General features: G+C 60.0%; 22 protein-coding genes and 4 pseudogenes. 4 read left to right on the forward strand and 22 right to left on the reverse strand.

Going from position 1 to position 24,525, the window contains the following annotated elements; translation table 11 throughout:
• The 17 genes and pseudogenes from P6U16_RS02030 to P6U16_RS02110 all read right to left on the reverse strand — a co-directional run bounded on the left by P6U16_RS02030 (position 1) and on the right by P6U16_RS02110 (position 14,817).
• A complete protein-coding gene (locus P6U16_RS02030; RefSeq protein WP_277702430.1) occupies positions 1-453 on the reverse strand; it encodes a type II toxin-antitoxin system RatA family toxin in 453 nt (150 codons plus the stop codon).
• A 6-nt stretch (positions 454-459) separates the two neighbouring features.
• Positions 460-756: a HigA family addiction module antitoxin gene (locus P6U16_RS02035; protein WP_277702431.1), complete on the reverse strand. Its 297-nt coding sequence runs from the start codon at positions 754-756 to the stop codon at positions 460-462.
• Positions 757-765: 9 nt separating this feature from the next.
• Positions 766-1,047 carry a type II toxin-antitoxin system RelE/ParE family toxin gene (locus tag P6U16_RS02040; RefSeq protein WP_277702432.1) on the reverse strand — a complete coding sequence of 94 codons (282 nt, stop codon included), beginning with the start codon at positions 1,045-1,047 and terminating at the stop codon, positions 766-768.
• A 36-nt stretch (positions 1,048-1,083) separates the two neighbouring features.
• Entirely contained in the window at positions 1,084-2,061 is a 978-nt protein-coding gene (gene lipA, locus P6U16_RS02045; protein ID WP_277702433.1) for a lipoyl synthase, read from the reverse strand.
• An 83-nt stretch (positions 2,062-2,144) separates the two neighbouring features.
• Positions 2,145-3,589 (reverse strand): annotated as a pseudogene (gene lpdA / locus P6U16_RS02050) (dihydrolipoyl dehydrogenase).
• The gene (locus tag P6U16_RS02055) at positions 3,582-4,190 is read right to left on the reverse strand and encodes a GNAT family N-acetyltransferase (RefSeq protein ID WP_277702434.1); all 609 of its coding nucleotides are present in this window, start codon (positions 4,188-4,190) and stop codon (positions 3,582-3,584) included. Before P6U16_RS02055 ends, lpdA begins: the two are co-directional and overlap by 8 nt.
• Position 4,191: 1 nt before the next feature.
• On the reverse strand, positions 4,192-4,833 hold the full coding sequence (locus P6U16_RS02060; protein WP_277702435.1) for an SGNH/GDSL hydrolase family protein: 642 nt from the start codon (positions 4,831-4,833) through the stop codon (positions 4,192-4,194).
• Positions 4,834-4,837: 4 nt separating this feature from the next.
• Entirely contained in the window at positions 4,838-5,353 is a 516-nt protein-coding gene (locus P6U16_RS02065) for a hypothetical protein (protein ID WP_277702436.1), read from the reverse strand.
• Between the two features lie 83 nt (positions 5,354-5,436).
• A complete protein-coding gene (locus P6U16_RS02070; protein ID WP_277702437.1) occupies positions 5,437-6,768 on the reverse strand; it encodes a pyruvate dehydrogenase complex dihydrolipoamide acetyltransferase in 1,332 nt (443 codons plus the stop codon).
• A gap of 15 nt (positions 6,769-6,783) precedes the next feature.
• Positions 6,784-8,205: a pyruvate dehydrogenase complex E1 component subunit beta gene (locus P6U16_RS02075; protein ID WP_277702438.1), complete on the reverse strand. Its 1,422-nt coding sequence runs from the start codon at positions 8,203-8,205 to the stop codon at positions 6,784-6,786.
• Between the two features lie 21 nt (positions 8,206-8,226).
• Positions 8,227-9,273, reverse strand: coding sequence for a pyruvate dehydrogenase (acetyl-transferring) E1 component subunit alpha (pdhA, locus tag P6U16_RS02080; RefSeq protein WP_277702439.1), 1,047 nt, complete (start codon positions 9,271-9,273; stop codon positions 8,227-8,229).
• Between the two features lie 148 nt (positions 9,274-9,421).
• Complete coding sequence (locus tag P6U16_RS02085) at positions 9,422-9,730, reverse strand: septum formation initiator family protein (RefSeq protein ID WP_277702440.1); 309 nt, start codon at positions 9,728-9,730, stop codon at positions 9,422-9,424.
• A 260-nt stretch (positions 9,731-9,990) separates the two neighbouring features.
• Positions 9,991-11,266, reverse strand: a pseudogene (gene eno, locus P6U16_RS02090) (phosphopyruvate hydratase).
• Between the two features lie 122 nt (positions 11,267-11,388).
• Positions 11,389-12,233 (reverse strand): annotated as a pseudogene (kdsA, locus tag P6U16_RS02095) (3-deoxy-8-phosphooctulonate synthase).
• A 2-nt stretch (positions 12,234-12,235) separates the two neighbouring features.
• Positions 12,236-13,124: pseudogene (locus tag P6U16_RS02100) on the reverse strand (VOC family protein).
• Positions 13,125-13,265: 141 nt separating this feature from the next.
• The gene (locus tag P6U16_RS02105; protein ID WP_277702441.1) at positions 13,266-14,006 is read right to left on the reverse strand and encodes an SDR family oxidoreductase; all 741 of its coding nucleotides are present in this window, start codon (positions 14,004-14,006) and stop codon (positions 13,266-13,268) included.
• Positions 14,007-14,052: 46 nt separating this feature from the next.
• Entirely contained in the window at positions 14,053-14,817 is a 765-nt protein-coding gene (locus P6U16_RS02110; RefSeq protein ID WP_277702442.1) for an SDR family oxidoreductase, read from the reverse strand.
• Between the two features lie 138 nt (positions 14,818-14,955).
• Between P6U16_RS02110 and P6U16_RS02115 the strand changes: the two genes are divergently transcribed.
• The gene (locus tag P6U16_RS02115) at positions 14,956-15,867 is read left to right on the forward strand and encodes a LysR family transcriptional regulator (RefSeq protein ID WP_277702443.1); all 912 of its coding nucleotides are present in this window, start codon (positions 14,956-14,958) and stop codon (positions 15,865-15,867) included.
• A 26-nt stretch (positions 15,868-15,893) separates the two neighbouring features.
• Here the strand turns inward: P6U16_RS02115 and P6U16_RS02120 are convergent, their stop codons facing one another.
• The 4 genes from P6U16_RS02120 to tpiA all read right to left on the reverse strand — a co-directional run bounded on the left by P6U16_RS02120 (position 15,894) and on the right by tpiA (position 19,822).
• Positions 15,894-16,466: a transglycosylase SLT domain-containing protein gene (locus tag P6U16_RS02120; RefSeq protein WP_277702444.1), complete on the reverse strand. Its 573-nt coding sequence runs from the start codon at positions 16,464-16,466 to the stop codon at positions 15,894-15,896.
• 167 nt (positions 16,467-16,633) lie between these two features.
• Positions 16,634-18,271 (reverse strand): CTP synthase, encoded by a 1,638-nt coding sequence (locus P6U16_RS02125; RefSeq protein ID WP_277703978.1) that lies wholly within the window; start codon positions 18,269-18,271, stop codon positions 16,634-16,636.
• 142 nt (positions 18,272-18,413) lie between these two features.
• Complete coding sequence (gene secG / locus P6U16_RS02130) at positions 18,414-18,905, reverse strand: preprotein translocase subunit SecG (RefSeq protein ID WP_277702445.1); 492 nt, start codon at positions 18,903-18,905, stop codon at positions 18,414-18,416.
• A 146-nt stretch (positions 18,906-19,051) separates the two neighbouring features.
• Positions 19,052-19,822 carry a triose-phosphate isomerase gene (tpiA, locus tag P6U16_RS02135; protein WP_277702446.1) on the reverse strand — a complete coding sequence of 257 codons (771 nt, stop codon included), beginning with the start codon at positions 19,820-19,822 and terminating at the stop codon, positions 19,052-19,054.
• 386 nt (positions 19,823-20,208) lie between these two features.
• Here tpiA and P6U16_RS02140 point away from each other — a divergent pair, with 386 nt between their 5' ends.
• From P6U16_RS02140 to P6U16_RS02150, 3 genes are all read left to right on the forward strand, one after another.
• Complete coding sequence (locus P6U16_RS02140; protein WP_277702447.1) at positions 20,209-20,688, forward strand: OmpA family protein; 480 nt, start codon at positions 20,209-20,211, stop codon at positions 20,686-20,688.
• Between the two features lie 163 nt (positions 20,689-20,851).
• Positions 20,852-22,378: a caspase family protein gene (locus tag P6U16_RS02145; protein ID WP_277702448.1), complete on the forward strand. Its 1,527-nt coding sequence runs from the start codon at positions 20,852-20,854 to the stop codon at positions 22,376-22,378.
• A gap of 14 nt (positions 22,379-22,392) precedes the next feature.
• Entirely contained in the window at positions 22,393-22,998 is a 606-nt protein-coding gene (locus P6U16_RS02150) for a hypothetical protein (RefSeq protein ID WP_277702449.1), read from the forward strand.
• Between the two features lie 58 nt (positions 22,999-23,056).
• On the opposite strand, the gene P6U16_RS02155 is transcribed toward P6U16_RS02150, so the two are convergent.
• Positions 23,057-24,523, reverse strand: a complete 1,467-nt coding sequence (locus P6U16_RS02155; RefSeq protein ID WP_277702450.1) for an aspartate aminotransferase family protein — start codon at positions 24,521-24,523, stop codon at positions 23,057-23,059.
• Positions 24,524-24,525 lie beyond the last annotated feature (2 nt).

Raw genomic sequence — 24,525 nt, forward strand, 5'->3', positions numbered from 1 at the left:
TTACGCGGAAGCGTAGATCGTGTCGGCGCGCTTCTCGAAGGCTTCCGAAAACATACGGAAGGCTCGGTCGAACATCGAACCCATGAGGGCGCCGAGGATGCGGCTCTTGAACTCGTAGTCAATGAAGAAGTGGACAGAACAGCCGCCATCCGGCAACGGCTCGAACCGCCAGCGATTGTCGAGATATTTGAACGGCCCATCGATATACTTGACCTCGATCACGCGCTCGGCCTTGTTAAGGAGTACCTGTGTCGTGAAGGTCTCGCGGATCGCCTTGTAGCCGACGGTCATGTCGGCCAAAAGCAATTCCTTGCCGTCCCGCTCCTTGCGCGAACGAACCGTCAGCCCTTCGCAGAGCGGCAGGAATTCCGGGTATTTCTCGACGTCGGCGATCAGATCGAACATCTGGTCGGGCGAATGCTTCACGGGGCGTCGCGTTTCGAACTGAGGCATGCGATGTCACGCGGCCTGCACGGGGACGATGGCGTTCAAATCTCCGGCATTCTTTGCTGCAAGAGCAAGATCATAGGTTCGCTGCAGGTTGAGCCAGAATTCGGGACTGTTTCCGAAATAGCGGGCAAGACGCAATGCTGTGTCAGCAGTGATGCCGTTTTCACCGCGCAGGATGCGCTCAAGGCGCGTTCGCGGCACACCAATGCTTTCAGCGACCCGATAGGCCGTCAACGCATACTCCTTCAGAAACTCCTCCTTCAGAATTTCGCCGGGATGAATCGGGTTTTCCATGACGAATTGCATGTGCGTTTCCTAGTGGTAGTCACAAATTTCAACCTCATGGGCATGGCCGTTGTCCCAGACGAAGCAGATACGCCATTGGTCGTTTATCCGTATCGAATGCTGCCCTTGTCGGTTACCGCTTAACAGTTCCAACCGGTTACTGGGTGGAACCGTCACATCGGCGAGCTTGAAAGCAGCATCCAGAACCAGAAGCTTGCGTCGAGCACGCGGGACGATATCCGGCGGAAAACGACTCCGTCCATTCGACCGGAAAAGGATCTCTGTTTCCTTGTTGCGAAAGCCCTTGATCATCCAGCAACGGTATCTAAAACAGATACTAAAGCAACACTACTCCGCAGCAATCATCAGCTTCTTTTCCCGCGCCGCACGAAGCCTTGCGAAATCGTCGCCGGCATGGTGCGACGAGCGGGTCAGCGGGCTGGAGGCTACCATCAGGAAGCCCTTTGTGTAGGCGACGGTCTCGTAGGACTTGAATTCCTCCGGCGTGACGAAGCTCATCACCTGGTGGTGCTTACGGGTCGGCTGAAGATACTGGCCGATCGTCAGGAAATCGACATCGGCGGTTCTTAGGTCGTCCATCAGTTGCAGCACTTCGTTGCGCTCTTCGCCAAGCCCGACCATGATGCCCGACTTGGTGAACATCGTTGGATCAAGCTCCTTGACCCGCTGCAGAAGCCGGATCGAGTGGAAATAACGCGCGCCCGGCCGGACGGTGAGGTAATTACCCGGCACGGTTTCCATATTGTGGTTGAAGACATCAGGCTTGGCTGCGACCACACGCTCCAGCGCGCCGGGCTTCTTCAAGAAATCCGGCGTCAGGATTTCAATCGTCGTCATAGGCGACGCGGCACGAATGGCCCAGATCACTTTTTCAAAATGCTCGGCGCCGCCATCGGCCAGATCGTCGCGATCGACCGAGGTGATCACGACATGGGACAGGCCCATCTGCTTGACGGCTTTGGCGACGTTTTCCGGCTCGGCCAGATCGAGCGCGTTCGGCTTGCCGGTGGTGACGTTGCAGAAGGCGCAGGCGCGGGTACAGATCTCGCCCATGATCATGAAGGTGGCGTGCTTCTTGTCCCAGCATTCGCCGATATTCGGGCAGCCTGCCTCCTCGCAGACCGTGACGAGCTTGTGCTCCTTCACGATCGACTTGGTCTCGGCATAGCCCTTGGATGTCGGCGCCTTGACACGGATCCATTCCGGCTTGCGCAGCATCTCGGTGTCGGGCTTGTGGGCCTTTTCCGGATGCCGGATGCGCTTGGCGTCCGGGTCGAACGTGGTGCGGTCGAGAATGGTGACCATCGTGACTTCAACTTTCTTCGAGCAATCCGGGCCTTCAGGCAGGAAAACTGCCCGCCTTAAGATGGAGGCGAGCCATACAGCAATCAAGCGTTCAGTGCACGCCCATAGGCGTCGAGCACGCTTTCCTTCAGCGTTTCCGAAATCGTCGGATGCGGGAAGATCGTGTGCATCAGGTCTTCTTCCGTGGTCTCAAGGTTCATCGCGACGACAAAGCCCTGGATGAGTTCTGTCACTTCGGCGCCGACCAGATGCGCGCCGAGCAATTCGCCCGTCTTCTTGTCGAAGATGGTCTTGACCATGCCCTGGTCTTCGCCGAGCGCAATCGCCTTGCCGTTGGCGACGAAGGGAAGCGACCGACGCGGATGTCACGGCCTTGTTCCTTCGCCTTGGCTTCCGTGAGGCCGACAGAGGCAACCTGCGGGTTGCAATAGGTGCAGCCCGGAATCTTCAACTTGTCCATCGGATGAACATTCGGCAGGCCGGCGATCTTTTCGACGCATATGACGGCTTCATGCTCGGCCTTGTGCGCCAGCATCGGCGGGCCGGCGACGTCGCCGATCGCATAGATGCCAGACACGTTGGTCTTGCCATAGCCGTCGATGACGATGCAGCCGCGATCGGTCTTGATGCCGAGCGCTTCCAGTCCGAGGTTTTCGATATTGCCCTGCACCCCAACAGCCGAAATCATCCGGTCTGCGGTGATTTTCTCGACCGAGCCGTCCTTCTTCTCGACATGGGCGGTCACCGAATTGGCGGATTTCTCGACCTTCGTCACCTTGGCTTCGAGGATGATCTTCATGCCCTGCTTGTCGAACTGCTTCTTGGCGAAGGCGGAAATCTCGGCATCCTCGACCGGCATCACCGTCTTCATCACTTCGACGACGGTCACGTCGACGCCCATGGTGCGGTAGAACGAGGCAAACTCGATGCCGATCGCGCCCGAACCCATGACCAGCAGCGATTTCGGCATTTCGTCGGGCTTCATTGCCTCGAAATAGGTCCAGATCAGCTTGCCATCCGGCTCGATGCCCGGCAGTGCGCGCGGTCGTGCGCCGGTGGCGATAATGATGTGCTTGGCGGTATAGGTGCCCTCGCCCTTGGTGTTCTTCGGCAATGGTGCCTGCGGTTGAACGATTGCCTTGGTGGTCTTGGACACGACGATTTCGCCGGGCTTGGTCAGCTTTGCCTCGCCCCAGATGATATCGACCTTGTTTTTCTTCATCAGGAAGCCGACGCCGCCGTTCATGCGCTCAGCAATGCCACGGGAGCGGGCAACGATGGCCTTGAGGTCCGGCGTGATCTTGCCTTCGAGCGTCAGTCCGTAATTCTTGGCGTGTTCGGCCAGGTGCAGCACTTCGGCCGAACGCAACAGCGCCTTGGTCGGGATGCAGCCCCAGTTGGAGCAGATGCCGGCTAGATGCTCGCGCTCGACGATGGCCGTCTTCAGGCCAAGCTGGGCAGCCCGGATGGCGGCGATATAACCGCCGGGACCCGAACCGATAACGATGACGTCGTAAGTCTCAGCCATTTTGTTTCCTGCCTCTTCCTTCAGGCGCGTTCCGGGTCAACAGAACCCAGTCATGCCTTTTGCTATTCTCAAAGAGCGGCACGGCGGCAAGCCTTGCCCGCTCGACAAATCCGTGGGCGCCGTAAAGTCGAAGCGCCGTATCATTGTGGCTTTCGGTAATCAGGCTGACTTGCCTGCCGTTTGCCTTGTCGATCTCATGGGCGAGCAAAACCCGCCCGATACCCTTGCCGCGATGGTGCCGGTAGACACCGAGACTGTCGATGAACCGGCTGCCGATCACCTGCACCTGCAGAACCAGGAGCGGCGCGAGGACGGGATGTGGTGCAGCGATCCCGCGCACGCTTTCATCCAGGTCGTAGCCGATCGAGACACCGGCGATTTCGCCGCCATAGTCCGCGATCGTTGCATCCTGCCACGCCCCCGGCGCGCCGTCCTGCCGCATCATCGTCCGGCCGCGTTCCAGAGCCGTATCGCTGATGCCCGCCTTGACCGCACCGGACCAGAGCCAGCCAGCAAAACCGTGGGAGGCGATATCGACGAGGATGGCAAGCTCGCCTGCGTCGCGCTTTTCCGCCGGACGCAGGAGGATCTCACCCGTCACCTCAAAGCCCCAGCATCATCCGCACCATCGGCTCCAGACCACGCCCGACAGCGCGCGTATTTTCCGCATCGAGATGCACCCCATCGAGCGGCGTGGTTTTCGCAACCGAGCCCGCATCGAAAAATCCGCAGCCCTTCTCGTCCGCCAGATCGGCATAGAGCGAGGCCAGCATGGACGACTGTTCGACGCCGCCCGCAAACATCGATGCGAAGGCCGCATTCGCCGTTTCGCACAGAACCGGCGGCGAAACGACCAGGATTTCCGGCTGTTCGCCGGTGTCGAATGACCAGGCATGATGGCGCACCAGTTCGATCAGTCGCTCCATGCCCTGCACGGCGCCGAAGGCCGTGCCGCAGATCACCGGCTTCATGTCGTTGGCGCCGAGCATGATGATCACCAGATCGATCGGATCATGGCTGTGCAGAATCGTCGGCAGGATGCGCGCGCCGTTGCGGTCGCAATCGGCCAGGTGATCATCATAGGCGGTCGTGCGCCCGTTCAGCCCTTCCGCAATCACATTCACGCTGTCGCCCAGAGCCGCCTGCAGCACGCTCGGCCAGCGATCTGCGAAGTCATGCCGCCCGAGGATCTCGGCGCTATACCCCCAGGTCAGGCTGTCGCCGTAGCAGAGGACTGTTTTCATGGTCTCAATTCCGTCCCAGCAACTGGTCTACCTCGGCTAGGTCGTTGACAACCTGCGGTAGCGGCGCCTGCATGCGCGTCACCCCGGTGAGATCGTATGGGTCGCCATCCCGCGCATCACGGATTCCAGCCTCGATAACGTCAAGGCCGTCACACATTCTCAGATCCTGCGCGATACCGATATCGGAGCCTTTGAACAGCAAGCAGAATGCCCCCTTGTCATCGTTCCCGTTGCTTGCGGTCCATGCGACAGGCACCACCTTGTCGCCCAAGGCCGCCGACCAGACGACACCTGTGCCGTCGGCACGAAGATATTCGAGCTGGGGGATGCGATCCGTGTCATTGCGGAACAAAAGCGTCTTGCCCGTCATCTGCTCGATGCGCTGGGTGACCTGTTCGTTCAGAACCTCCGCCTGCGCCGAGGCAGCGAAGATCATCGGCAGGACGGAAACGACACCTGCAGCAACGAAGCGCTGCAAGGTCAGTCTCAATTCCGTTGCGTTCCAAACCGTAACAGCCATCGCAGCGCCCTCACCTTTCCGCGTTCAATCCACCCCGTCCGCTGTGCGGACATCCTCCTCCCGAAGGAGGAGGAAAAGTGCGGTCAGACCAACATGCCCATCGGGTTTTCGATGTAGCGCTTGAAGGCGCCGAGCAGTTCGGCCCCAAGCGCACCATCGACAGCGCGGTGGTCTGTCGAGAGCGTCACGGTCATGACGTTGGCGACAACCATCTGGCCCTTCTTGACGACGACCCGTTCCTCGCCCGCGCCGATCGCAAGGATCGTTGCATGCGGCGGATTGACCACCGCGGCGAAGTTCTTGACGCCCATCATGCCCATGTTGGACACGGCGGTCGTGCCGCCCTGATATTCCTCGGGCTTCAGTTTGCGGCCCTTGGCGCGGGCGCCGAGGTCCTTCATCTCGTTGGAGATGGTCGACAGGCTCTTGGTCTCGGCCGAGCGGATGATCGGTGTGATCAGGCCGCCCGGGATCGACACGGCCACGCCGACATCGGCATGCTTGTGCTTGACCATGTTGGTGTCCGTCCAGGACACGTTGGCATCCGGAACGTCGCGCAGGGCCAAGGCGAGCGCCTTGATGACCATGTCGTTGACCGAGATTTTGAAGACCGGCTTGCCGTCCTTCTCCGGTGCAGACGCGTTGATCTGGGCACGCAGGGCCAGAAGCGCATCCAGTTCGCAATCGACCGAGACGTAAAAATGCGGAATGGTCTGCTTGCTTTCCTGCAGGCGCTTGGCGATCGTCTTGCGCATGCCGTCATGCGGCACGAGATCGTAGGAGCCCTCGGCGAAGTTCTTGAGAACCGCTTCCTCGGATGCACCCTTCGGCAGGGCCGGAGCCGGCGCTGCAGCTGTGGTCGAAGCAGCGGCCGCTGCCGGAGCAGTCTTGGCGCCACCACCGGCAACAGCCGTTTCGACGTCCTTCTTCACAACGCGGCCATGCGGGCCGGTGCCGGAAACAGCGGCAATATCGATGCCGGCTTCCTTGGCCAGACGCCGTGCCAGCGGCGAGGAGAAGGTGCGGGCGCCGGTCGATGCCGATGCGGCAGCCGGTGCTGGAGCAGCAGCAGGCGCTGCCTCCGCCTTTGCCGGAGCAGCTTCGGTCTTTGCAGCCTCAGCCTTCGCGGCTGGAGCAGCCCCGCCGCCGGAGGCGGCAGCCGATACGTCTTCGCCCTCGGCAGCAAGGATTGCGATGACAGCATTGACCTTGACGCCTTCGGTGCCGGCCGGAACGACGAGCTTGGCAACGGTGCCCTCGTCAACCGATTCGACTTCCATCGTCGCCTTGTCGGTCTCGATCTCGCAGAGAACGTCGCCGGAGGAGACCTTGTCGCCCTCCTTGACCAGCCATTTGGAAAGGTTGCCCTCTTCCATGGTCGGCGAAAGGGCGGGCATTGTGATGTTGATAGGCATCTCTTCAACCCTCCCTTATTTGTAGCAGACGGTCTTCACCGCCTGGACGACGTCGCCGACATTCGGCAGGGCCAGCTTTTCAAGGTTGGCGGCGTAAGGCATGGGAACGTCCTTGCCGGCGATCGTCAGGATCGGCGCATCGAGATAATCGAAGGCCTGCTGCATGACGCGGGCGGCAATTTCGGTGCCGACGGATGACTGCGGATAGCCTTCCTCGACGGTCACCAGACGACCGGTCTTCTTCACCGATTCCAGCACTGTCGGCAGGTCCATCGGGCGGATGGTGCGCAGATCGATGATCTCGACGTCGATGCCTTCCTTTTCAAGCAGGGCCGCCGCCTTGACTGCATAGGTCATGCCGATGCCGAAGGAGACGATCGTCGCGTCCTTTCCGACCCGGTGAACACGCGCCTTGCCGATCGGCAGGACAAAATCGTCCATCTTCGGCACATCGAAGGACTGCCCGTAGAGGATTTCGTTTTCAAGGAAGATCACCGGGTTCGGATCGCGGATCGCCGCCTTCAAAAGACCCTTCGCGTCGGCTGCCGTGTAGGGCATGACGACCTTGAGGCCCGGAATGTGGCTGTACCAGGCGGCGTAGCACTGGGAGTGCTGGGCGCCGACACGGGCAGCAGCGCCCGACGGTCCGCGGAAGACGATCGGCGCGCCCATCTGGCCACCCGACATATAGAGCGTCTTGGCAGCCGAGTTGATGATGTGGTCGATTGCCTGCATGGCGAAGTTGAAGGTCATGAACTCTACGATGGGCCTGAGGCCCGTCATTGCCGCACCGACGCCGACGCCGGCAAAGCCGTGCTCGGTGATCGGCGTATCGACGACGCGGCGGGGACCGAATTCCTGCAAGAGCCCTTGGGTGATCTTGTAGGCGCCCTGATATTCGGCGACTTCCTCGCCCATGACGAAGACGTCTTCCGAGCGGCGCATTTCCTCGGCCATCGCATCGCGAAGCGCTTCGCGTACGGTGGTCGAGACCATTTCAGTACCGGCCGGAATATCCGGATCGGACGGGATGTCGGCCCTTGGCGCGGCGGGCACCTTGCTGTCGGCCTTGGCGGTCGGCTCATCGCTCGATTCGCGTGCCTTGCCGCCAGCATCGCCGGATGCGGCGGCCGGGGTTTCGGCATCGGCCTTGGGCGCTGCTGCCTTCGGTTCAGCCGCAGCATCGGCACTTTCGCCGTCCTGCAGCAGAATGGCGATCGCGGAGTTGACCTTGACGCCCTCGGTGCCGGCAGCGATCAGCAGCTTGCCGATCACACCTTCATCGACGGCTTCCACTTCCATGGTCGCCTTGTCGGTTTCGATCTCGGCGATCACATCGCCGGAGACGACCTTGTCGCCCTCGTTTTTCAGCCATTTGCTCAGCGTGCCTTCTTCCATCGTCGGCGACAGAGCGGGCATCAGAATTTCGATCGGCATGATGTTTTCCTCGTCCCGGACTTAAAGCAGAATGTCGGTATAGAGCTCGGATACATCCGGCTCCGGATCGGACTGGGCAAAATCGGCACTGTCGGCGACGATGTCGCGGACGTCCTTGTCGATTGCCTTCAGTTCGTCCTCGCTCGCCCATCCGTTTTCGAGGATGCGCGCCTTTACCTGTTCGATCGGGTCGTGTTCCGACCGCATCTTCTGCACTTCATCCTTGGAGCGATACTTCGCCGGGTCGGACATGGAGTGGCCGCGATAGCGATAGGTCTGCATTTCAAGAATCATCGGGCCATTGCCGGCACGGCAATGCGCCACGGCTTCGTCGCCGGCCGCCTTGACGGCGCGCACATCCATGCCGTCGACCTGAAAGCCTGGAATGCCAAGCGCGACGCCGCGCTGCGAGAAATCGTGACCGGCAGACGCGCGCGACACAGAGGTGCCCATGGCGTAGCGGTTGTTCTCGACGATGTAGATCACCGGCAGCTTCCAGAGTGCCGCCATGTTGAAGCTCTCGTAGACCTGGCCCTGGTTGGCCGCGCCGTCGCCGAAATAGGCGAGCGAAACATTGTCATTGCCGCGGTAGCGATTGGCGAAGGCAAGACCTGTTCCGAGCGAAACCTGCGCACCGACGATGCCGTGGCCGCCGTAGAAATTCTTTTCCTTGGAGAACATGTGCATCGAGCCGCCCTTGCCGCGGGAAAGCCCGCTGCGGCGACCGGTCAGCTCGGCCATGACGCCGCGTGCACTCATACCGCAGGCGAGCATGTGACCATGGTCGCGATAGGCGGTAATGACCTGATCGCCTTCCTTCAGCGCCATCTGCATGCCGACGACGACAGCTTCCTGACCGATATAGAGGTGACAGAAACCGCCGATGAAGCCCATGCCGTAAAGCTGGCCGGCCTTTTCCTCGAAGCGGCGGATGAGGAGCATCTCCCGATAGGCCTTCAGGTCGGCATCGCGATCGAAATCGGCGACGGTGCCGTTGACGAAGTCCTTCTTCGCGGGCTTTGCCGCTGTCTTGCGGCTTGAAACGGACGCGGATTTTCGCGGAGCCATTCATTCCTCCCTATGGTTTGCTTTTGCAGGTACCATAGGCAAAGAATGCCGTGACAGCAATGCTATATTTGCATAGCTAATATTCTTGTTAAGCCATTGAAATAATGAATATATATTAGATTAACGTGTTTTCGGTTAATCCGAAAAATCAATGAAAGATCACGATTTCGTCGGCTCGGGACATATTCAGCGAAAAACGTGCTTTTTCGTCCAGGATGTCGCGCTCCAGCGAACCGTCGCTCATCAGCGCGACCTCCCGCTCGAGCGTCTCGCGCTGGGCGACCAGTTCGGACAGGCGCGCCTGCCGCTCGGTGCGTTGACGATCGAACATCTCGGTTGCCCGCAGCCCGAAATCGCCGTGGATGGAATGATAGCCGAAATAGGAAAGAAACGCGACCGTGATGAGCGGCATGACAAACCGCCCCAGCTTCCGTTTCTTATGATGTTTGGTCCACATCGCTCATGCCCTGATACGCAATACAGGACTGAAGCTAGCAGCCATTGATTAACCGAGCGTTGACCATAAGGCCACGAACGAAAAAACCCGCATCCGTTTCGGGATGCGGGTCTGTATCAACCCCGACGTCATCCTTGGGCTCGTCCCAAGGATCTGATCCAGCTGCGACGCATGCGCAGGCAATTGTTTCTGCGATGCGCCTCAGACTTTGGCAGATGCTCGGGTCAAGCCCGAGCATGACGACACATTGAACGGCGACTTCACCCCTTGATGATCGAGCGGCCTGCATATTTCGCCTGCGGACCGAGCTGCTCCTCGATACGGATCAGCTGGTTGTATTTGGCGGTGCGGTCGGAGCGGGCAAGCGAGCCGGTCTTGATCTGTCCGCAATTGGTGGCGACGGCGAGATCGGCGATGGTCGAGATCCTCGGTTTCGCCCGAGCGGTGCGACATGACGGCCGAATAGCGCGCCTTGTGGGCGGTTTCAACGGCGTCGAGCGTTTCCGAGAGCGAACCGATCTGGTTGACCTTGACGAGGATCGAGTTGGCGACGCCCATCTTGATGCCGTCGCGCAGGCGGGCGGAGTTGGTCACGAACAGGTCGTCGCCGACCAGCTGGGTCGTCGCGCCGATCTTGTCGGTCAGGTACTTCCAGCCGTCCCAGTCGTCTTCGCCCATGCCGTCCTCGATCGAGAAGATCGGATATTTGCCGGCAAGTTCAGCAAGATAGTCGGCCATGGCTTCCGGCTCCAGCACCCGGCCTTCGCCTTCCAGGTGGTACTTGCCGTCCTTGAAGAATTCGGTCGAGGCGCAATCGAGCGCGATGTACATGTCTTCGCCCGGGCGATAGCCGGCCTTCTCGATCGAGCTCATGATGAAATCGAGGGCTGCCGGAGCAGATGCGAGGCCCGGTGCGAAACCGCCTTCGTCGCCGACATTGGTGTTGTGGCCGTCGGCCGACAGCTGCTTCTTCAGCGTGTGGAAGACTTCCGAGCCCATGCGCACGGCATCGCGGATATTATCGGCGCCAACCGGCACGATCATGAATTCCTGGAAATCGATCGGGTTGTCGGCATGGGCGCCGCCATTGATGATGTTCATCATCGGAACCGGCAGCAGGCGGGCATTCGGGCCGCCGAGATAACGGTAGAGCGGCAGACCGGCAGCCGTCGCGGCAGCCTTGGAAACGGCGAGCGAAACGCCGAGGATGGCATTGGCGCCAAGGCGTGCCTTGTTCGGCGTGCCGTCAAGTTCGATCATGGTATCGTCGATCAGGATCTGGTCTTCAGCGTCGAGACCGCCGACGGCTTCGAAGATTTCGCCGTTCACGGCTTCGACCGCCTTTTCGACGCCCTTGCCGAGATAGCGCTTGCCGCCATCGCGCAGTTCGACAGCTTCATGTGCGCCGGTCGAGGCACCCGAAGGTACTGCTGCACGGCCGAACGAGCCATCTTCGAGATAGACGTCAACTTCGACCGTCGGGTTGCCCCGGCTGTCAAGAATTTCGCGGCCGATGATGTCAACGATTGCAGTCATGATCTCTTCCCTGCTTTAAACATGCCCGCTTCAGACATGGTTGTGAACGGATGGCCTGTCATAATTCATGGCCCGGAAATTACAATGGCGGGCGCATGCAACGCCGCGCCGTCAAGAAAAATTCACACGCCTCGCTTGGAGACTGCATCGAAGGCAAGCAATGTCTCGAGCAGCCGCGGCATGTCCTTGAGATGCACCATGTTCGGTCCATCGGACGGCGCATTGTCGGGATCCTCGTGGGTTTCAATGAAGACGCCGGCCACGCCAACGGCAACGGCTGCCCGCGCCAGCGTCTCGACGAATTCGCGCTGACCACCTGACGATGCGCCCTGCCCGCCCGGCTGCTGCACGGAATGGGTCGCGTCAAACACAACAGGCGCACCAAGCCCCGCCATGATCGGCAGCGAACGCATGTCGGACACCAGCGTGTTGTAGCCGAAGGAGGCGCCGCGTTCGCAGAGCAGGACGTTCGGATTGCCGCTTTCGGTGAATTTGGCCAGCACGTTCTTCATGTCCCAGGGGCAAGAAACTGACCCTTCTTGACGTTGATGACGCGGCCGGTCTTTGCAGCGGCGATCAAAAGGTCTGTCTGGCGGCAGAGGAAGGCCGGAATCTGCAGGATATCGACGGTCGGGGCGACGAGGCCGCACTGTTCTTCCGTGTGGATGTCGGTCAGCACCGGAAAGCCGTATTCCGTCTTGAGGTCGGCGAAGATTTCCATTGCCTTTTCAAGGCCGATGCCGCGCTTTCCGGCGATCGACGTGCGGTTGGCCTTGTCGAAGGACGACTTGTAGACGAGGCCGATGCCGAGCGACTTGCACAGCTCTACCATGGTGCCGGCGATCATGAAGGCATGGTCGCGGCTTTCCATCTGGCAGGGGCCGGCAATCAGCGACAGCGTCTGCGCATTGGAGAAGACCACCTGGGCCGCGCCGCTGCCGGCCACCACGTTTGCATTTGTCTGCATGCCTATTCTCCGAATGCGAAAATGACACCCTGCCCCGGCGCTTCCGGAACGATCAGGCGCTTGTCTTTTCTGATAAAATCGACCGAGTTCGCGGTCAGATGCCGCTCCGTCGCCGACAGATCGGCGACCTTCAGGACAATCGCCCGGCCGCGCAAGCCGCGGGCATGCGTGCTGGTCCGACGATCGAAAAAGCCCTGCATGCCAGCCGGATTGAGAACGGAGATCTTCACGTTCGCCGTTTCGATGTCCATGCCGAAGGAATGGGCGCTGACCTCGCGCTCATCCACCACTTCCTGCAGGATGTATTGAAAATCCGTCGGGTTGGGTTCGGACAGAACGACGTCCGACATGCCTATGACGCCATTGGCATGGCTTTCGAGCACCGAGCGGTCCGCCGGCAGCGGCTGGACGCGTTGGCAGGCAAAAAGAAAAATCCGGCGCGCGCAGGTCAGCGGCAAACGCCAGCTTGAAGCTTCCAGTCGCTTGCCGGCCATCCGGAAGCTTCATCGGCCGCGAAAACTCCAGCATGTCGCCGCCCGACAGACCCGCCTTGCGGAAGCGCACGCCATCCGCGCCGGCATCGTTCGAACTGACGACGATGGCGGAAAAACCGTCCTGGCCACGGCGGAAACGATGAGCCTGGTCACGCGCTACGAAGACGTTGCCGGCAATGGCCGCGGCTTCGCAATCCTCGCGACTGCCGATGGCGAGCGGCTCCAGATAGGTCTTGTCGGCAAAGAAGACACAGGCATTTTCGGTCCCGAACGGGTGGCGCGCATCGGCAGCCACCGTAAACCCGAGCGCTTCGAAGCGTTGCCGCGTGACAGCGAGATCGCCGACCGGCAGAACAAGATGATCGAGCAGACGGGGCATGCGGGGAGCTGCGGTCATGGATTTCCCTGAAACTGGCCTATGGCAGGTGCTTTGCCTGCTTTGCACGACATTTTCAAGAAAATGTTCTTCCTGAGTGAAATTGGTCGATGCCTAGGCAAAAAGGTGCGACGCGTTACACTTGCGCCGCACCCGTCCGTGTCAAAGATTGCTCATCCCGCCGTCAATGATCAACTCGCTGCCGACCGAGAAGGCGGCTTCATCCGAGCCCAGGAAGACGACGGCCTTGGCTATCTCGCTTGGATCACCAAATCGTCCAGCGGGGATTTTAGCATCTGCCATGGCCTTGGTATCAGCGGCGGTCATCCCGAGCTTGCCATACAGCGGGGTCGAGATCGGTCCGGGACTGATGGCATTCACTCGTATGCCGCGGCCGATCAACTCTCCCGAAAGCGTTTTGGCAAAAGATAGTAGCGCCGCTTTCGTCAAAGCGTAGACACTTGTGTTCGGCATACCGATATGCGCGTTGATCGAGGTGTTAAGCACGATAGACGCCGGATTGGACAGGATCGGCAAAAGCGCCTGGATAAGAAAGAATGGACCTTTGACGTTGATCGAGACCGAGCGATCAAAAGCGTCCTCGTCGACCTGCTCGATGGGCCGGAAATCGGCCGCACCGGCATTGATGAACAGGATGTCGAGATGACCGAAAGCGGCCTCCACGGCTTCGGCAACCGCCCTCTGTCCAGCGATATCGCCGGCGTCAGCCTGGATGAACAGCACATCATCGCCCAGTTCGGCGCGGGCCTTTTCGATACTGGCCGGATTCGTGCCGGTGACCGCGACCCGCGCGCCCTCGGCCAGAAACTGACGGGCCGTCTCAAGGCCGATGCCGCTGGTGCCACCGGTTATCAGGGATGTTTTATTTTGAAGACGTAGCATGATTGGGCTCCTTTTTGAGATATTTGGTATGAACGCTTGATGGTTTTCAGGTCCGGGTGATCGAAGCGCCTCCATCGACGAGCGATGCGATTCCGGTCACGAAAGTGGAATCGTCGGATGCGAGATATAAAACCGAGCGGGCGAGTTCATCGGCTGTAGCAACACGCTTCAAGGCGTGCAGACTGGTAACGAAAGCCTGCTTTCCGTCCGTGTCGTTCATCTCGCGATACATATCGGTATCGACCGCGCCCGGCAGTATTGCATTGACACGAATGGACTGCGGACCGAATTCTGCAGCGAGCGCCTGGGTCAGGCCGATAAGGCCGGATTTGCTCGCGGCATAGGCGGCGACGCCCGGGAAGGCGAAGCTATAGCCAACGAAGGTCGAGGTGAAAATCACCGAACCGCCGCCATGCTTGACCATTTCGGCGATTTGATGCTTGGCGCCAAGGAATGAACCCGTCAGGTTGATTGCGATAGCATCGCTCCAGCCTGCCTCAGAAACTCCCGTGCTAGGCCCTGCCTCGCCCAGCGTGCCGGCATTGTTAAAGGCGATATCGAGACGACCGTAGGTATCGACGGCGAGCGCCACCAGACCCCTGGCATAATCCTCCGAGCGGACGTCCCCGGCCAGTGCCACGGCCTTGCCGCCTGCCTCTTCGATTTCGGCGACGAGTATATCGAGTTCGCTTTGTCGGCGCGCACCGACCACGAGTTTTGCACCTTCTGCTGCAAAAAGTTTTGCGGTTGCGCGACCAATGCCGGCGCTGGCGCCCGTGACGATTGCGACTTTGTTGTTAAGGCGATCCATGATCTTGTCCTCTTGAGCCGAGCGGTCGAGGCGCCGTGCTGGCGTCTCTTCAGGCCGTTGCTTGACGCGAATATGGATTTGTTTGATCGTTCGGATTAGTCTGAAAATATTGGAACTCGCATCCGGAAAAGCCGAACGATGATCAAGCTCGACGGCATCGCCACCTTTGTCGCCATCGCAGAAGGCGGATCGATCAGCGAGGCGGCGCGACGCCTTAGGCTGTCGAAATCCGTGGTCAGCGAGCGGCTCGCCGAGCTGGAGCGCAGTCTCGGCGCAAGCCTCCTGCACCGGACCACGCGCAAGCTGACATTGACAGAAGATGGCGCAGCGTTTCTCGAACGGGCGTCGCGCATCGTCCAGGACGTCGAGGACGCAGCCACCGACATGGCGGAACGGCGGGGGACGCTGGCCGGGTCCCTTAGGATTTCAGCGCCGGTGACTTTTGGCCGCCTGCATCTTGGACCGGCGCTTTACCCGTTCCTGTGCGCCAATCCGAAGCTGGAACTTACGCTCGATCTCGACGATCGCAGGGTCGATGCCGCAGCCGATGGCTATGACGCGGTGCTGCGGCACGGGCCGATCCTCGATTCGCGCCTGATGGCCTGGCGTCTGGCGCCGAGTCGCCGCGTCCTCATCGCTTCACCAGACTATCTGGAGAAGAATGGCCGCCCCTCCTCCATTGCCGAACTGGAAGAACACAGGGGCATTTTCTACACAAATCGCGGCATTGCCGACTGGCGATTTCCGTCACCCGGCGGAACCATCGTCGTCCGCGGCCAATTCGGTCTCGGCCTGAACAATGGCGACATGATCCGCGATGCAGCGATTGCCGGCCTCGGCATTGCGCTGATGCCGATGTTCGCCGTCTGGCAGGCGATCGAGACCGGAGAACTCGTCACCATCGACATCGGCGTGACAGCGGAACTCGAATATATCTACATGGCACACCCCGAGGGCCGGCGTGCGCCGGTGAAATTGCGCGCGCTCGCAGACCATCTGCGAGCGGCCTTCGGCGCCCCGCCCTATTGGGACACGAAGATCACCTCGTGACGCTTCGAGACCGCCTATAACTTGGCTCAATCACAACTGCGCAGTTGCTGCGCGTAGGTTCTGGCCAGATTGGCGGAGCGCTGGGCGGCCTGCTTGATGCGGCCATTCGAGCGCCACTTGCCCTGGCGGTAACCTGCATCGCCGGAGTAATAAGCGAGATAGAGGTTGTAGGCATCGTTGAGTGCGATACCGTTCTTCAGGTGGCTGTTGAAATGATACCAGCCGACGAAATGCACTGCGTCGGCGAATTTCGTGCGACGCGCGCCCCAGCGGCCGGTTTCCTTCTTGTAGCGGCTCCAGGTTCCGTCGAGCGCCTGCGAATAGCCATAGGCTGTCGACAAGCGCTTCCAGGGAATGAAGCCGAAGAGCTTGGTGCGCGCCGGTCTTGCCTTGGCGCGAAAACCGGATTCAGTATAGATCGTCGCCATCAGCACGGAAACCGGAACACCGAATTCCCGCTCCGTCTTTCTGGCGGCACGCTCCCAATTGTCGAAAAGCCCGTCGCGCTGCTCGAAAACGGCACAGGCATCTCTCGTATGGCGCGGCGCGGTCGCGCAGCCGGCCAGCAACATGATGGCGATGATGAACGCAATACGCATCGCAGGTGTCTCTCGGTTTCCAAGAGATTACTAACCCGTAAATCTTAAAAAGACGTTTTTATGCAAATTGGCAGCAAGCGCCGACGCCGGCCAACAGGACTGCTGAGACTCAAAAACCCGGCGTTCACCGGGTTTTCGCAATTCAGACAGCTGTCAAAGTCCGCCCCTCAGACGAGGCGGCTCTGTTCCAGGGCCGCCGAAATGAAGCTCGCAAACAGCGGGTGCGGATCAAGCGGCCGGCTCTTCAGTTCCGGGTGGTACTGGACACCGATGAACCAGGGGTGATCCGGATATTCGACCGTTTCCGGCAACACGCCGTCCGGCGACATGCCGGAAAATTCGAGACCACAGGCTTCGAGCCGGTCCTTGTAATCGACATTCACCTCGTAGCGATGGCGATGGCGCTCGGAAATCTCGGTCGAGCCGTAAATTTCGGCAATCCTGGTGCCTTTCTTCAGGCTGGCCTTGTAGGCGCCGAGACGCATCGTCCCGCCAAGATCGCCTGCAGCGGCGCGCTTCTCAAGCGCATTGCCCTTGACCCATTCGGTCATCAGGCCGACCACCGGCTCGGCGGTAGGCCCGAACTCTGTGGACGACGCCTTTTCGATGCCGGCGAGATTGCGGGCCGCTTCTACGACCGCCATCTGCATGCCGAAGCAGATGCCGAAATAGGGCACCTTGCGTTCGCGGGCAAAACGAACCGCCTGGATCTTGCCCTCCGAGCCGCGTTCGCCGAAACCGCCGGGAACGAGAATGCCGTGGACCTTTTCCAGATAGGGCGACGGGTCTTCCTTTTCGAAGACTTCCGACTCGATCCATTCGAGCTTGACCTTGGTCCGGTTGGCGATACCGCCATGATAGAGCGCCTCGGTCAGGGACTTGTAGGCATCCTTGAGGCCGGTATATTTGCCGACGATGGCAATCGTGACCTCGCCTTCCGGCGTGCGGATGCGGTTTGCGACGTCTTCCCAGTTCTCGATGCGCGGCTTCGGTGCCGGCTCGATGCCGAAGGCGGCCAGGACTTCATTGTCGAGGCCTTCCTTGTGATAGGCGATCGGCACGTCATAGATTGAGGCTACATCCAGCGCCTGGATGACTGCAGACGGACGGACGTTGCAGAACAACGACAGCTTGCGACGTTCGGCTTCCGGAATTTCGCGATCGGCGCGCACCAGAAGGATATCCGGGTGGATGCCAAGCGCCTGCAGTTCCTTGACGGAATGCTGCGTCGGCTTGGTCTTCAGTTCGCCGGCCGCCGCGATATAGGGCATCAGCGTCAGGTGGAGATAGATCGCGGTGCCGCGCGGAAGATCGTTCTTCAGCTGGCGGATCGCTTCCATGAACGGCATGGCCTCGATATCGCCGACCGTGCCGCCGATCTCGCAGATGACGAAGTCGAACTCGTCATTGCCTTCGGTGACGAAATTCTTGATCTCATTGGTAACGTGCGGAATGACCTGAACCGTGGCGCCGAGATAATCGCCGCGGCGTTCCTTGTCGATGATATTCTTGTAGATACGACCCGTGGTGATGTTATCGGTCTTGGTCGCCGAGCGGCCGGTAAAGCGCTCGTAGTGGCCGAGATCGAGATCGGTCTCCGCGCCGTCGTCGGTCACGAACACTTCGCCGTGCTGCGTCGGGCTCATGGTGCCCGGATCGACGTTGAGATAGGGATCGAGTTTACGAAGCCGCACCCGGTAACCCCGGGCCTGCAGCAACGCTCCGAGAGCAGCTGCGGCGATCCCTTTTCCAAGGGAAGAAACCACGCCGCCAGTGATGAATACATATCGCGCCATGGGCTTCACCGGATACCGTTTCAAAATCGATTCCGCCACCGAAAAATTCCTGAATCAGAATTTTTCGGTTGAAATGTTCAAAAGGCGAAATGCAAGCAAAGAAAACCGGCGGAAGTAAAGCTTCCGCCGGTGGGTTCATTGAGACCACACCTTACTGTCCGGTCGGGACGTCCGAACCGGATGTCGCCGGCTTGGTCTCGGTTCCCGTGGTCACGGCACCGGCCGGAGTCTGGGTCGTCGTAGCTGGGGTCTGCGTTGTCGTCGTAGCTGGGGTCTGAGTCGTCGTCGCAGCGCCGGAATCGGTCGGAACCGCATTGTTGCCCTCGGTTGGGGTCGGCGTCGTCGTGCCGCCAAGCGAATCGAGAACGCCATTGCCGTTGTTCGTGGTGCCCGGGATACGGTCGAGAACGTCAGTCGCGCTCGGCTCATAGCGCGACAGGATGCCCATGCCGAGCGCCAGAACGAAGAACAGCGTCGCCAGGATTGCGGTGGTGCGTGTCAGTGCATTGGCCGCACCGCGCGCCGACATGAAGCCGGAGCCGCCGCCGATGCCCAATCCACCGCCCTCGGAGCGCTGGATGAGAACCACGCCGATCAGCGCGAGAACGACCATGAGATAGATGACGAGCAATACGGTCTGCATTTTGTCCAGTCCTGCCTTCGATCACGTAGAAGTTTCATGCGGGCGAAACGCCTCACACTTTTCGCTTGTACGGCTCAATATAAGTGTTGGCGGCTGCATATACCAAGCAACCGCGCATTCCAAGCCCTGCCCGTGATCAAATCCCGTCAGGCCGTCAATTCTTCATACGCGCCGTAAATGGCGAGGAAGTCCTGCGCTTTCAAGCTTGCGCCACCGATCAGAGCGCCATCAACGTTCAACACACCCATCAATTCCCGGGCGTTGGCGGGCTTGACGGAGCCGCCATAGAGAATACGCATCTTGCCGCCAGCTGCGCCGAAACGACCCACCAGTTCGGCGCGCATGAAAGCGTGCGCCTCCTCGACGTCCTCGGTCGTCGGCGTCAGGCCCGTGCCGATCGCCCAGACCGGCTCATAGGCGATGACGGTGTTTTCAGCGGTCGCCTCATCCGGCACGGAGCCCGCAAGCTGAGTCTTCAGCACATCCAGCGTCCTTCCGGCCTTGCGTTCGTCGCCCGTCTCGCCGATGCAGATGATCGCGACCAACTCAGCCGCAAAAGCCGCGGTCGCCTTGGCCCGGACGAGCGCATCGCTCTCGGCATGATCGGTGCGACGCTCGGAGTGACCGACGATCACATGGGTTCCGAAGCAATCGGCGATCATCTCTGCCGAAACGTCGCCGGTATGGGCGCCGGCAGCATCCTGATGGCAATCCTGCGCGCCGATCAGAAGCGGGCTGTCGTCGCAAAGCGCCGTCGCAACATAGAGCAGGGTTGCCGGCGGGCAGATCAGGGTCTCCACCTTTTCCGACAGTGGGCCCTTGACGCCTTCCGCCATGGCTTTGACCTGGTCCAGCGAACCGCGCAGACCATTCATCTTCCAGTTTCCGGCAACAAGCGGGCGTATTTCGGGCGTCATGAATTCTCCTCCGAGGCTGCTTTTTCAAGCATTGGCCCTAGCAAATAAGATAATGAAAGAAAAGTGCTTTGCATGCCGATGAAAGCAGTGAGTTGAAACGTTTAGAATTGACGGGAAACAAAGCTTAACATAGTCTTTCGGCATTCGGAAAATTAGGGTTTTCCACGATGCGCGAAGCCAAGGGAGCATGCCGATGCAAGGCAGGGTTGGCGTTTCACTTATAGTATTTCTTTTTCGTTTTATGGTGCGGCAAATGCACAGGATTTGTTGACGACCACGTCGCCCGAAGATCTCGTCCGGTCGCTGACACCGGGGGAGGTTCATCGGGTGGAAGCGGTGCTGAAATCGAGGACGGCACGCGTGGGCTGAAGCCGGCGCACAAAGGGGTGCTTATCCAGGGTGGAGAGGGCACCGAGACGGCTCACGAAAAGCCTGCCGATTCCTATCAGCAACCAGCCGATTCCTACGAAAAACCGGCTGACAACTACGCAGCCGCAACGACAAACAGCTATGGCGACAAGGTGTCCGCCACAGTCAACCTCGCGGTCACGTTTCGGCTCGGTTCCGCCGAATTGACCCCGGATGCCCGCGACCTGCTCGACAGCGTCGGCAAGGCGTTGCAATCCAGTGAATTGTCAAATTACCGCTTCCTGATCGGCGGCCATACCGATGCAATCGGCAGCGACTATTCCAACTTGGAGCTGAGCCGCCGTCGTGCGGAATCGGCGACGAGGTATCTGGTCGAATATTATCATGTCGATCCGCATCGTCTTGTCGTGCGGGCTTTCGGCGAAGATGCGCTGCTTTATCCAGACTATCCGGACGACGGACGAAACCGGCGCGTCGAGATTTCGACCCTACAGTAAACGATACCTTTTTCCGGGCGGTCGCTGAACGCGCAACGACGACGACAATATCCGAAGAGGAAGACGCGATGCGGAATTTCCTACAGCACATCCGCAGTTTGGCCTCTGTTTGAAGGACGATCCATTTTTATCGCAGGCATGAATTTTCAGGGGGCAGACAGCGATGCGGGAAGGTCAGGGGCAGACGAACTGGTTGCGAACCGGTCTTTGTTTGCTATTGCTCACCGCCAGTAGCTTTCTCGCTGTTCCCGCGCTTGCCGCTGAGCGCATCGCTCTTGTTCTTGGCATGGCAAAGTACACGACAATCAGTGCGCTGAAGAACACCACCAATGATGCGAACGCGATCGGAGCGACGCTCTCAAAGCTTGGCTTCGAAACCCAGATCGCCACCGACAAGACCCTTCCCGAGCTTGTTCAAATCGTCAACGACTTCTCTTTCCGTTCCGAAACAGCCGATATTGCGCTGGTTTACTATGCCGGCCATGGCGTCGAGGTAGGCGGAGAAAACTATCTCGTCCCCATCGACATCGACATCAAGGCGCCCAACGAGATCGCCGACAAGGCGCTCAGCCTGAAGCGGCTGCTGGGCGCAGTGGATCGTGCGCGCAAGCTTCGCATCGTGATCCTCGATTCGTGCCGCAACAATCCCTTTTCCAACTGGCCGGTGAAGACGACCGATGTCGCGACGCTCGATCCGGCGGCCACCAAGGTCGTGGATACCGTGCGCGGCGCGGGTCTTGCCGCTCCGACCCCGGACCGTGGCATGATGGTCATGTATGCCGCGAAGGATGGCGAAGTCGCGTTGGACGGGGCGGGAAACAACAGCCCCTTTGCCACGGCGCTGATGCAGTTGCTTCCGGAAAAGAACGTCGAAATCGGGCTGATGTTCAGGCAGGTGCGCGACCGCGTGATGTCCGAGACGCTCAATCGACAGCAGCCGCATTTTTACGGCTCCTTGTCCGGCGTCCCATTTTTTCTGGGTGGCTCGGATGCAGCCACCGATGGCAAGGACAAGGTTGCCGCTTGGCAATCGCTGGCCCCGGATCAGGCCGTGCAGCTGGCCGCGCTCGCGAAAGATGGCAACACGCGCGCCATGATCGGCCTCGGCTATATGTCGCTCAGCCCCGACCAGCAGCGTTATGCACCGGACAAGGCGTTTTCGCTGTTCAAATCCGCAGCCGATGCCGGCGATCCGGAAGCCATGTTCGAACTGGCCAAGCTGCATGAAAAGGGCATCGGCACCGTGCAGAACGTGGCGGAAGCGCTGAGGCTCTACCAGCAATCCGCGAGCCTCGGTTTTGCCGATGCGATCAATGATCTCGGCTTTCTCTATTATCAGGGTGCGGAGGGCCTTCCCCGCGATCCGGCCAAGGCGATCGGGCTGTTCCAGCAGGCGGCCGATCTTCGCCACCCACAGGCGATGTTCAACGTCGCTGCGTTAATCGACGACAAGGTGATCAAGGGCAAGGGTCCTGACGACGCGGCCGGTTATCTCTACCTCGCGCTGCGTTCGGGCGTCGAAGACGTGCTCAACCAACTGAGCACCAAACCGACCATGTTCACGGCGCAGACGCGGAAAGCGCTGCAGGCCAAACTTGCCGAGAACAAGTTCTACGAAGGAACGATCGACGGCGAAATTGGATCAGGAACACAACGCAGCATGCGCATAGCCTTCGGACGCAACGAATAGACAAAGGCAGGACAATGATGCTCCAGAGCACAACCACGACCTGGCGGTCGAAACTGGTGTCGATCCTGCTGGCGTCGGCACTCTCCTTATGGCAACCGATGGGTGCGTTCGGGCAAACCACAGGTCCCAGCTCCCATGACAGGTCGGGGTCGGCGGTGGATACCGTTGCCAGCACGTCCGACACGGCGGCGATCGTTCGCAACATCGATAGTGTGCGGAACGAATGCGGGCGCTATGATCCCGTCTACAGGATCGACTGCCTGCGGCAGGGTCTGAACAATGTGGCGAAGCGCATTCCCGCCGGTGGCGATTATGCGCGCGCCCGCTCGCTGATCCAGCGCGCCTCCGGAAAACTCAACGGCATCGTTCGCCAACATGCAGACAGCAGCGCGCCAAAAATCGAAAGCGAGCCCGGCGCCAACCGCCGGTTCCCTGCAAAGCGACGTTATACGGCCGTGAAGAAGACGGAACTCAAGGTCGCGATGCAGAAAGCCAATGCTGTTATAGATGAACTGCGTACCGAACTCCTGCGGTCGTCGGAGAATTCCGAGAAACGGCTGCAGCATTACCAGCAGGTCGCAACGGCTATCGGATCGACCAAGGTGCTGTTGCGGTCCTGATGACAAACAAAACGGCGGCCCTTGACCGCCGTCCTGCTGGTGTCAGACATGCATCGGATCAGGCGAACTGGCTTCCCACAAAATCCTTGACGATGTGGACGATGCCGCGGCCGAGCAGGCTGTCGAGCGCATCGACGAACTGATCGACATGCTGGCGTTCGCAGACAAGCGGCGGTTCAAGCCGGATGACGTTGCGATTGTACTCGGTGAAGGCAACCAGCGTGTCGTAGTCCTTCAAAAGCAGCGCGCCGATGAAGCCGGACAGCGAGCCCTTCAGCTTGTCGTCGAGAACGCCGATCACCGGGCGAAGCACCATCGGCAGGGTCTGGCTGAAATCCTGGAATTCCAGGCCGACCATCAGTCCCTGCCCCCGAACATCCTTGATGATCTTCGGATATTTGGCCTTCAGAACATTGAGACGCTCGAGCAGGTAGTCGCCCTGCACCGCGGCATTCTCGATCAGGTCCTCGTCATACATGATGTTGAGGCCTTCGATCGCGGTGATGCAGGCCTCGCCGATACCGCCGAAGGTGGCCTGCGCATGGATCATCGCCGTATTCTTGGTGCCATAGGCTTTCATGTAGACGTCGCGCTTGGCGATCATCGCCGCCATCGCCGTCTTGCCGCCGCCGAGCGATTTCGCAAGCGCCGTCACATCAGGCACGACACCGGCATGTTCGAAGGCGAAGAAGCGGCCCGAGCGGCCCATGCCGCACTGGACCTCGTCGGCGACCCAGATGACGCCATGCTTGTCGCAGAGCGCGCGAACCTCCTGCCAGAAGGCTGGTGGAGCCGAGATGATGCCGCCGCCGCCCTGTATCGTTTCGAGGACCAGCACACCGATGGTCGGATCACGCTCGAAGGCACTGCGGATCGCCTCGATGTCGCCGAACGGAACCTTCACATTGTTGTCGAGCAGCTTGAATTCGCCGCGATAGAGCGGACCGTCGGTGATCGACAGAACGCCCTTGGTCTTGCCGTGGAACGAATTCTCGGCATAGACGATGCGCGGGCGCTTCGGCCCGGCAGCGCGCTCGGCCACTTTCAACGCCGCTTCCATGGCTTCTGAGCCGGACGAGCCGAGAAACACCATGTCGAGGTCACCAGGTGCGATTGCCGCGAGGTTTTTCGCCAGCGCCGCTGCATATTGCGACATGAAGGCGATCGCGATTTCGTGGCGGTTCTCGTCCTGGAATTTCTTGCGCGCAGCAATGATCCGGGGATGATTGTGACCGAAGGCGAGCGAGCCGAAACCGCCGAAGAAATCGAGGATTTTCCGGCCGTTCTGGTCGGTGTAATACATGCCCTCGGCGCTCTCGACCTTGATCTTGTTGAAGCCGAGCAGCTTCATGAAGTGCAGCTGGCCGGGGTTCAAGTGATCCTTGAACAGCGTCGTCATGTCGGCGAGGCTCATGGCCTTCGCCTGGTCGACGGTCAGAAGGTCCGGCTTGCGGATGCTGCCGGCGGAAGCGGTGGTATCGAGCGCAGGCGCGTCGACGGCGATACGGGCTGGTTTGTCGAGCATGT

The sequence above is a fragment of the Rhizobium sp. 32-5/1 genome, assembly GCF_029537235.1.
Lineage (GTDB): Bacteria > Pseudomonadota > Alphaproteobacteria > Rhizobiales > Rhizobiaceae > Pararhizobium.

Bases quoted from the DNA above. Each gene is read 5' to 3' on its own strand.
- P6U16_RS02075 (WP_277702438.1), bottom strand. From the start codon at position 8,205: ATGCCGATCGAAATTCTGATGCCCGCTCTGTCGCCGACGATGGAAGAA.
- P6U16_RS02120 (WP_277702444.1), bottom strand. From the start codon at position 16,466: ATGCGTATTGCGTTCATCATCGCCATCATGTTGCTGGCCGGCTGCGCG.
- P6U16_RS02155 (WP_277702450.1), bottom strand. From the start codon at position 24,523: ATGCTCGACAAACCAGCCCGTATCGCCGTCGACGCGCCTGCGCTCGAT.
- P6U16_RS02145 (WP_277702448.1), top strand. From the start codon at position 20,852: ATGCGGGAAGGTCAGGGGCAGACGAACTGGTTGCGAACCGGTCTTTGT.
- P6U16_RS02070 (WP_277702437.1), bottom strand. From the start codon at position 6,768: ATGCCTATCAACATCACAATGCCCGCCCTTTCGCCGACCATGGAAGAG.
- P6U16_RS02060 (WP_277702435.1), bottom strand. From the start codon at position 4,833: ATGAAAACAGTCCTCTGCTACGGCGACAGCCTGACCTGGGGGTATAGC.
- tpiA (WP_277702446.1), bottom strand. From the start codon at position 19,822: ATGACGCCCGAAATACGCCCGCTTGTTGCCGGAAACTGGAAGATGAAT.
- P6U16_RS02040 (WP_277702432.1), bottom strand. From the start codon at position 1,047: ATGATCAAGGGCTTTCGCAACAAGGAAACAGAGATCCTTTTCCGGTCG.
- P6U16_RS02065 (WP_277702436.1), bottom strand. From the start codon at position 5,353: ATGGCTGTTACGGTTTGGAACGCAACGGAATTGAGACTGACCTTGCAG.
- secG (WP_277702445.1), bottom strand. From the start codon at position 18,905: ATGCAGACCGTATTGCTCGTCATCTATCTCATGGTCGTTCTCGCGCTG.
- P6U16_RS02030 (WP_277702430.1), bottom strand. From the start codon at position 453: ATGCCTCAGTTCGAAACGCGACGCCCCGTGAAGCATTCGCCCGACCAG.
- P6U16_RS02150 (WP_277702449.1), top strand. From the start codon at position 22,393: ATGATGCTCCAGAGCACAACCACGACCTGGCGGTCGAAACTGGTGTCG.
- P6U16_RS02115 (WP_277702443.1), top strand. From the start codon at position 14,956: ATGATCAAGCTCGACGGCATCGCCACCTTTGTCGCCATCGCAGAAGGC.
- P6U16_RS02085 (WP_277702440.1), bottom strand. From the start codon at position 9,730: ATGTGGACCAAACATCATAAGAAACGGAAGCTGGGGCGGTTTGTCATG.
- lipA (WP_277702433.1), bottom strand. From the start codon at position 2,061: ATGGTCACCATTCTCGACCGCACCACGTTCGACCCGGACGCCAAGCGC.
- P6U16_RS02105 (WP_277702441.1), bottom strand. From the start codon at position 14,006: ATGCTACGTCTTCAAAATAAAACATCCCTGATAACCGGTGGCACCAGC.
- P6U16_RS02035 (WP_277702431.1), bottom strand. From the start codon at position 756: ATGCAATTCGTCATGGAAAACCCGATTCATCCCGGCGAAATTCTGAAG.
- P6U16_RS02110 (WP_277702442.1), bottom strand. From the start codon at position 14,817: ATGGATCGCCTTAACAACAAAGTCGCAATCGTCACGGGCGCCAGCGCC.
- pdhA (WP_277702439.1), bottom strand. From the start codon at position 9,273: ATGGCTCCGCGAAAATCCGCGTCCGTTTCAAGCCGCAAGACAGCGGCA.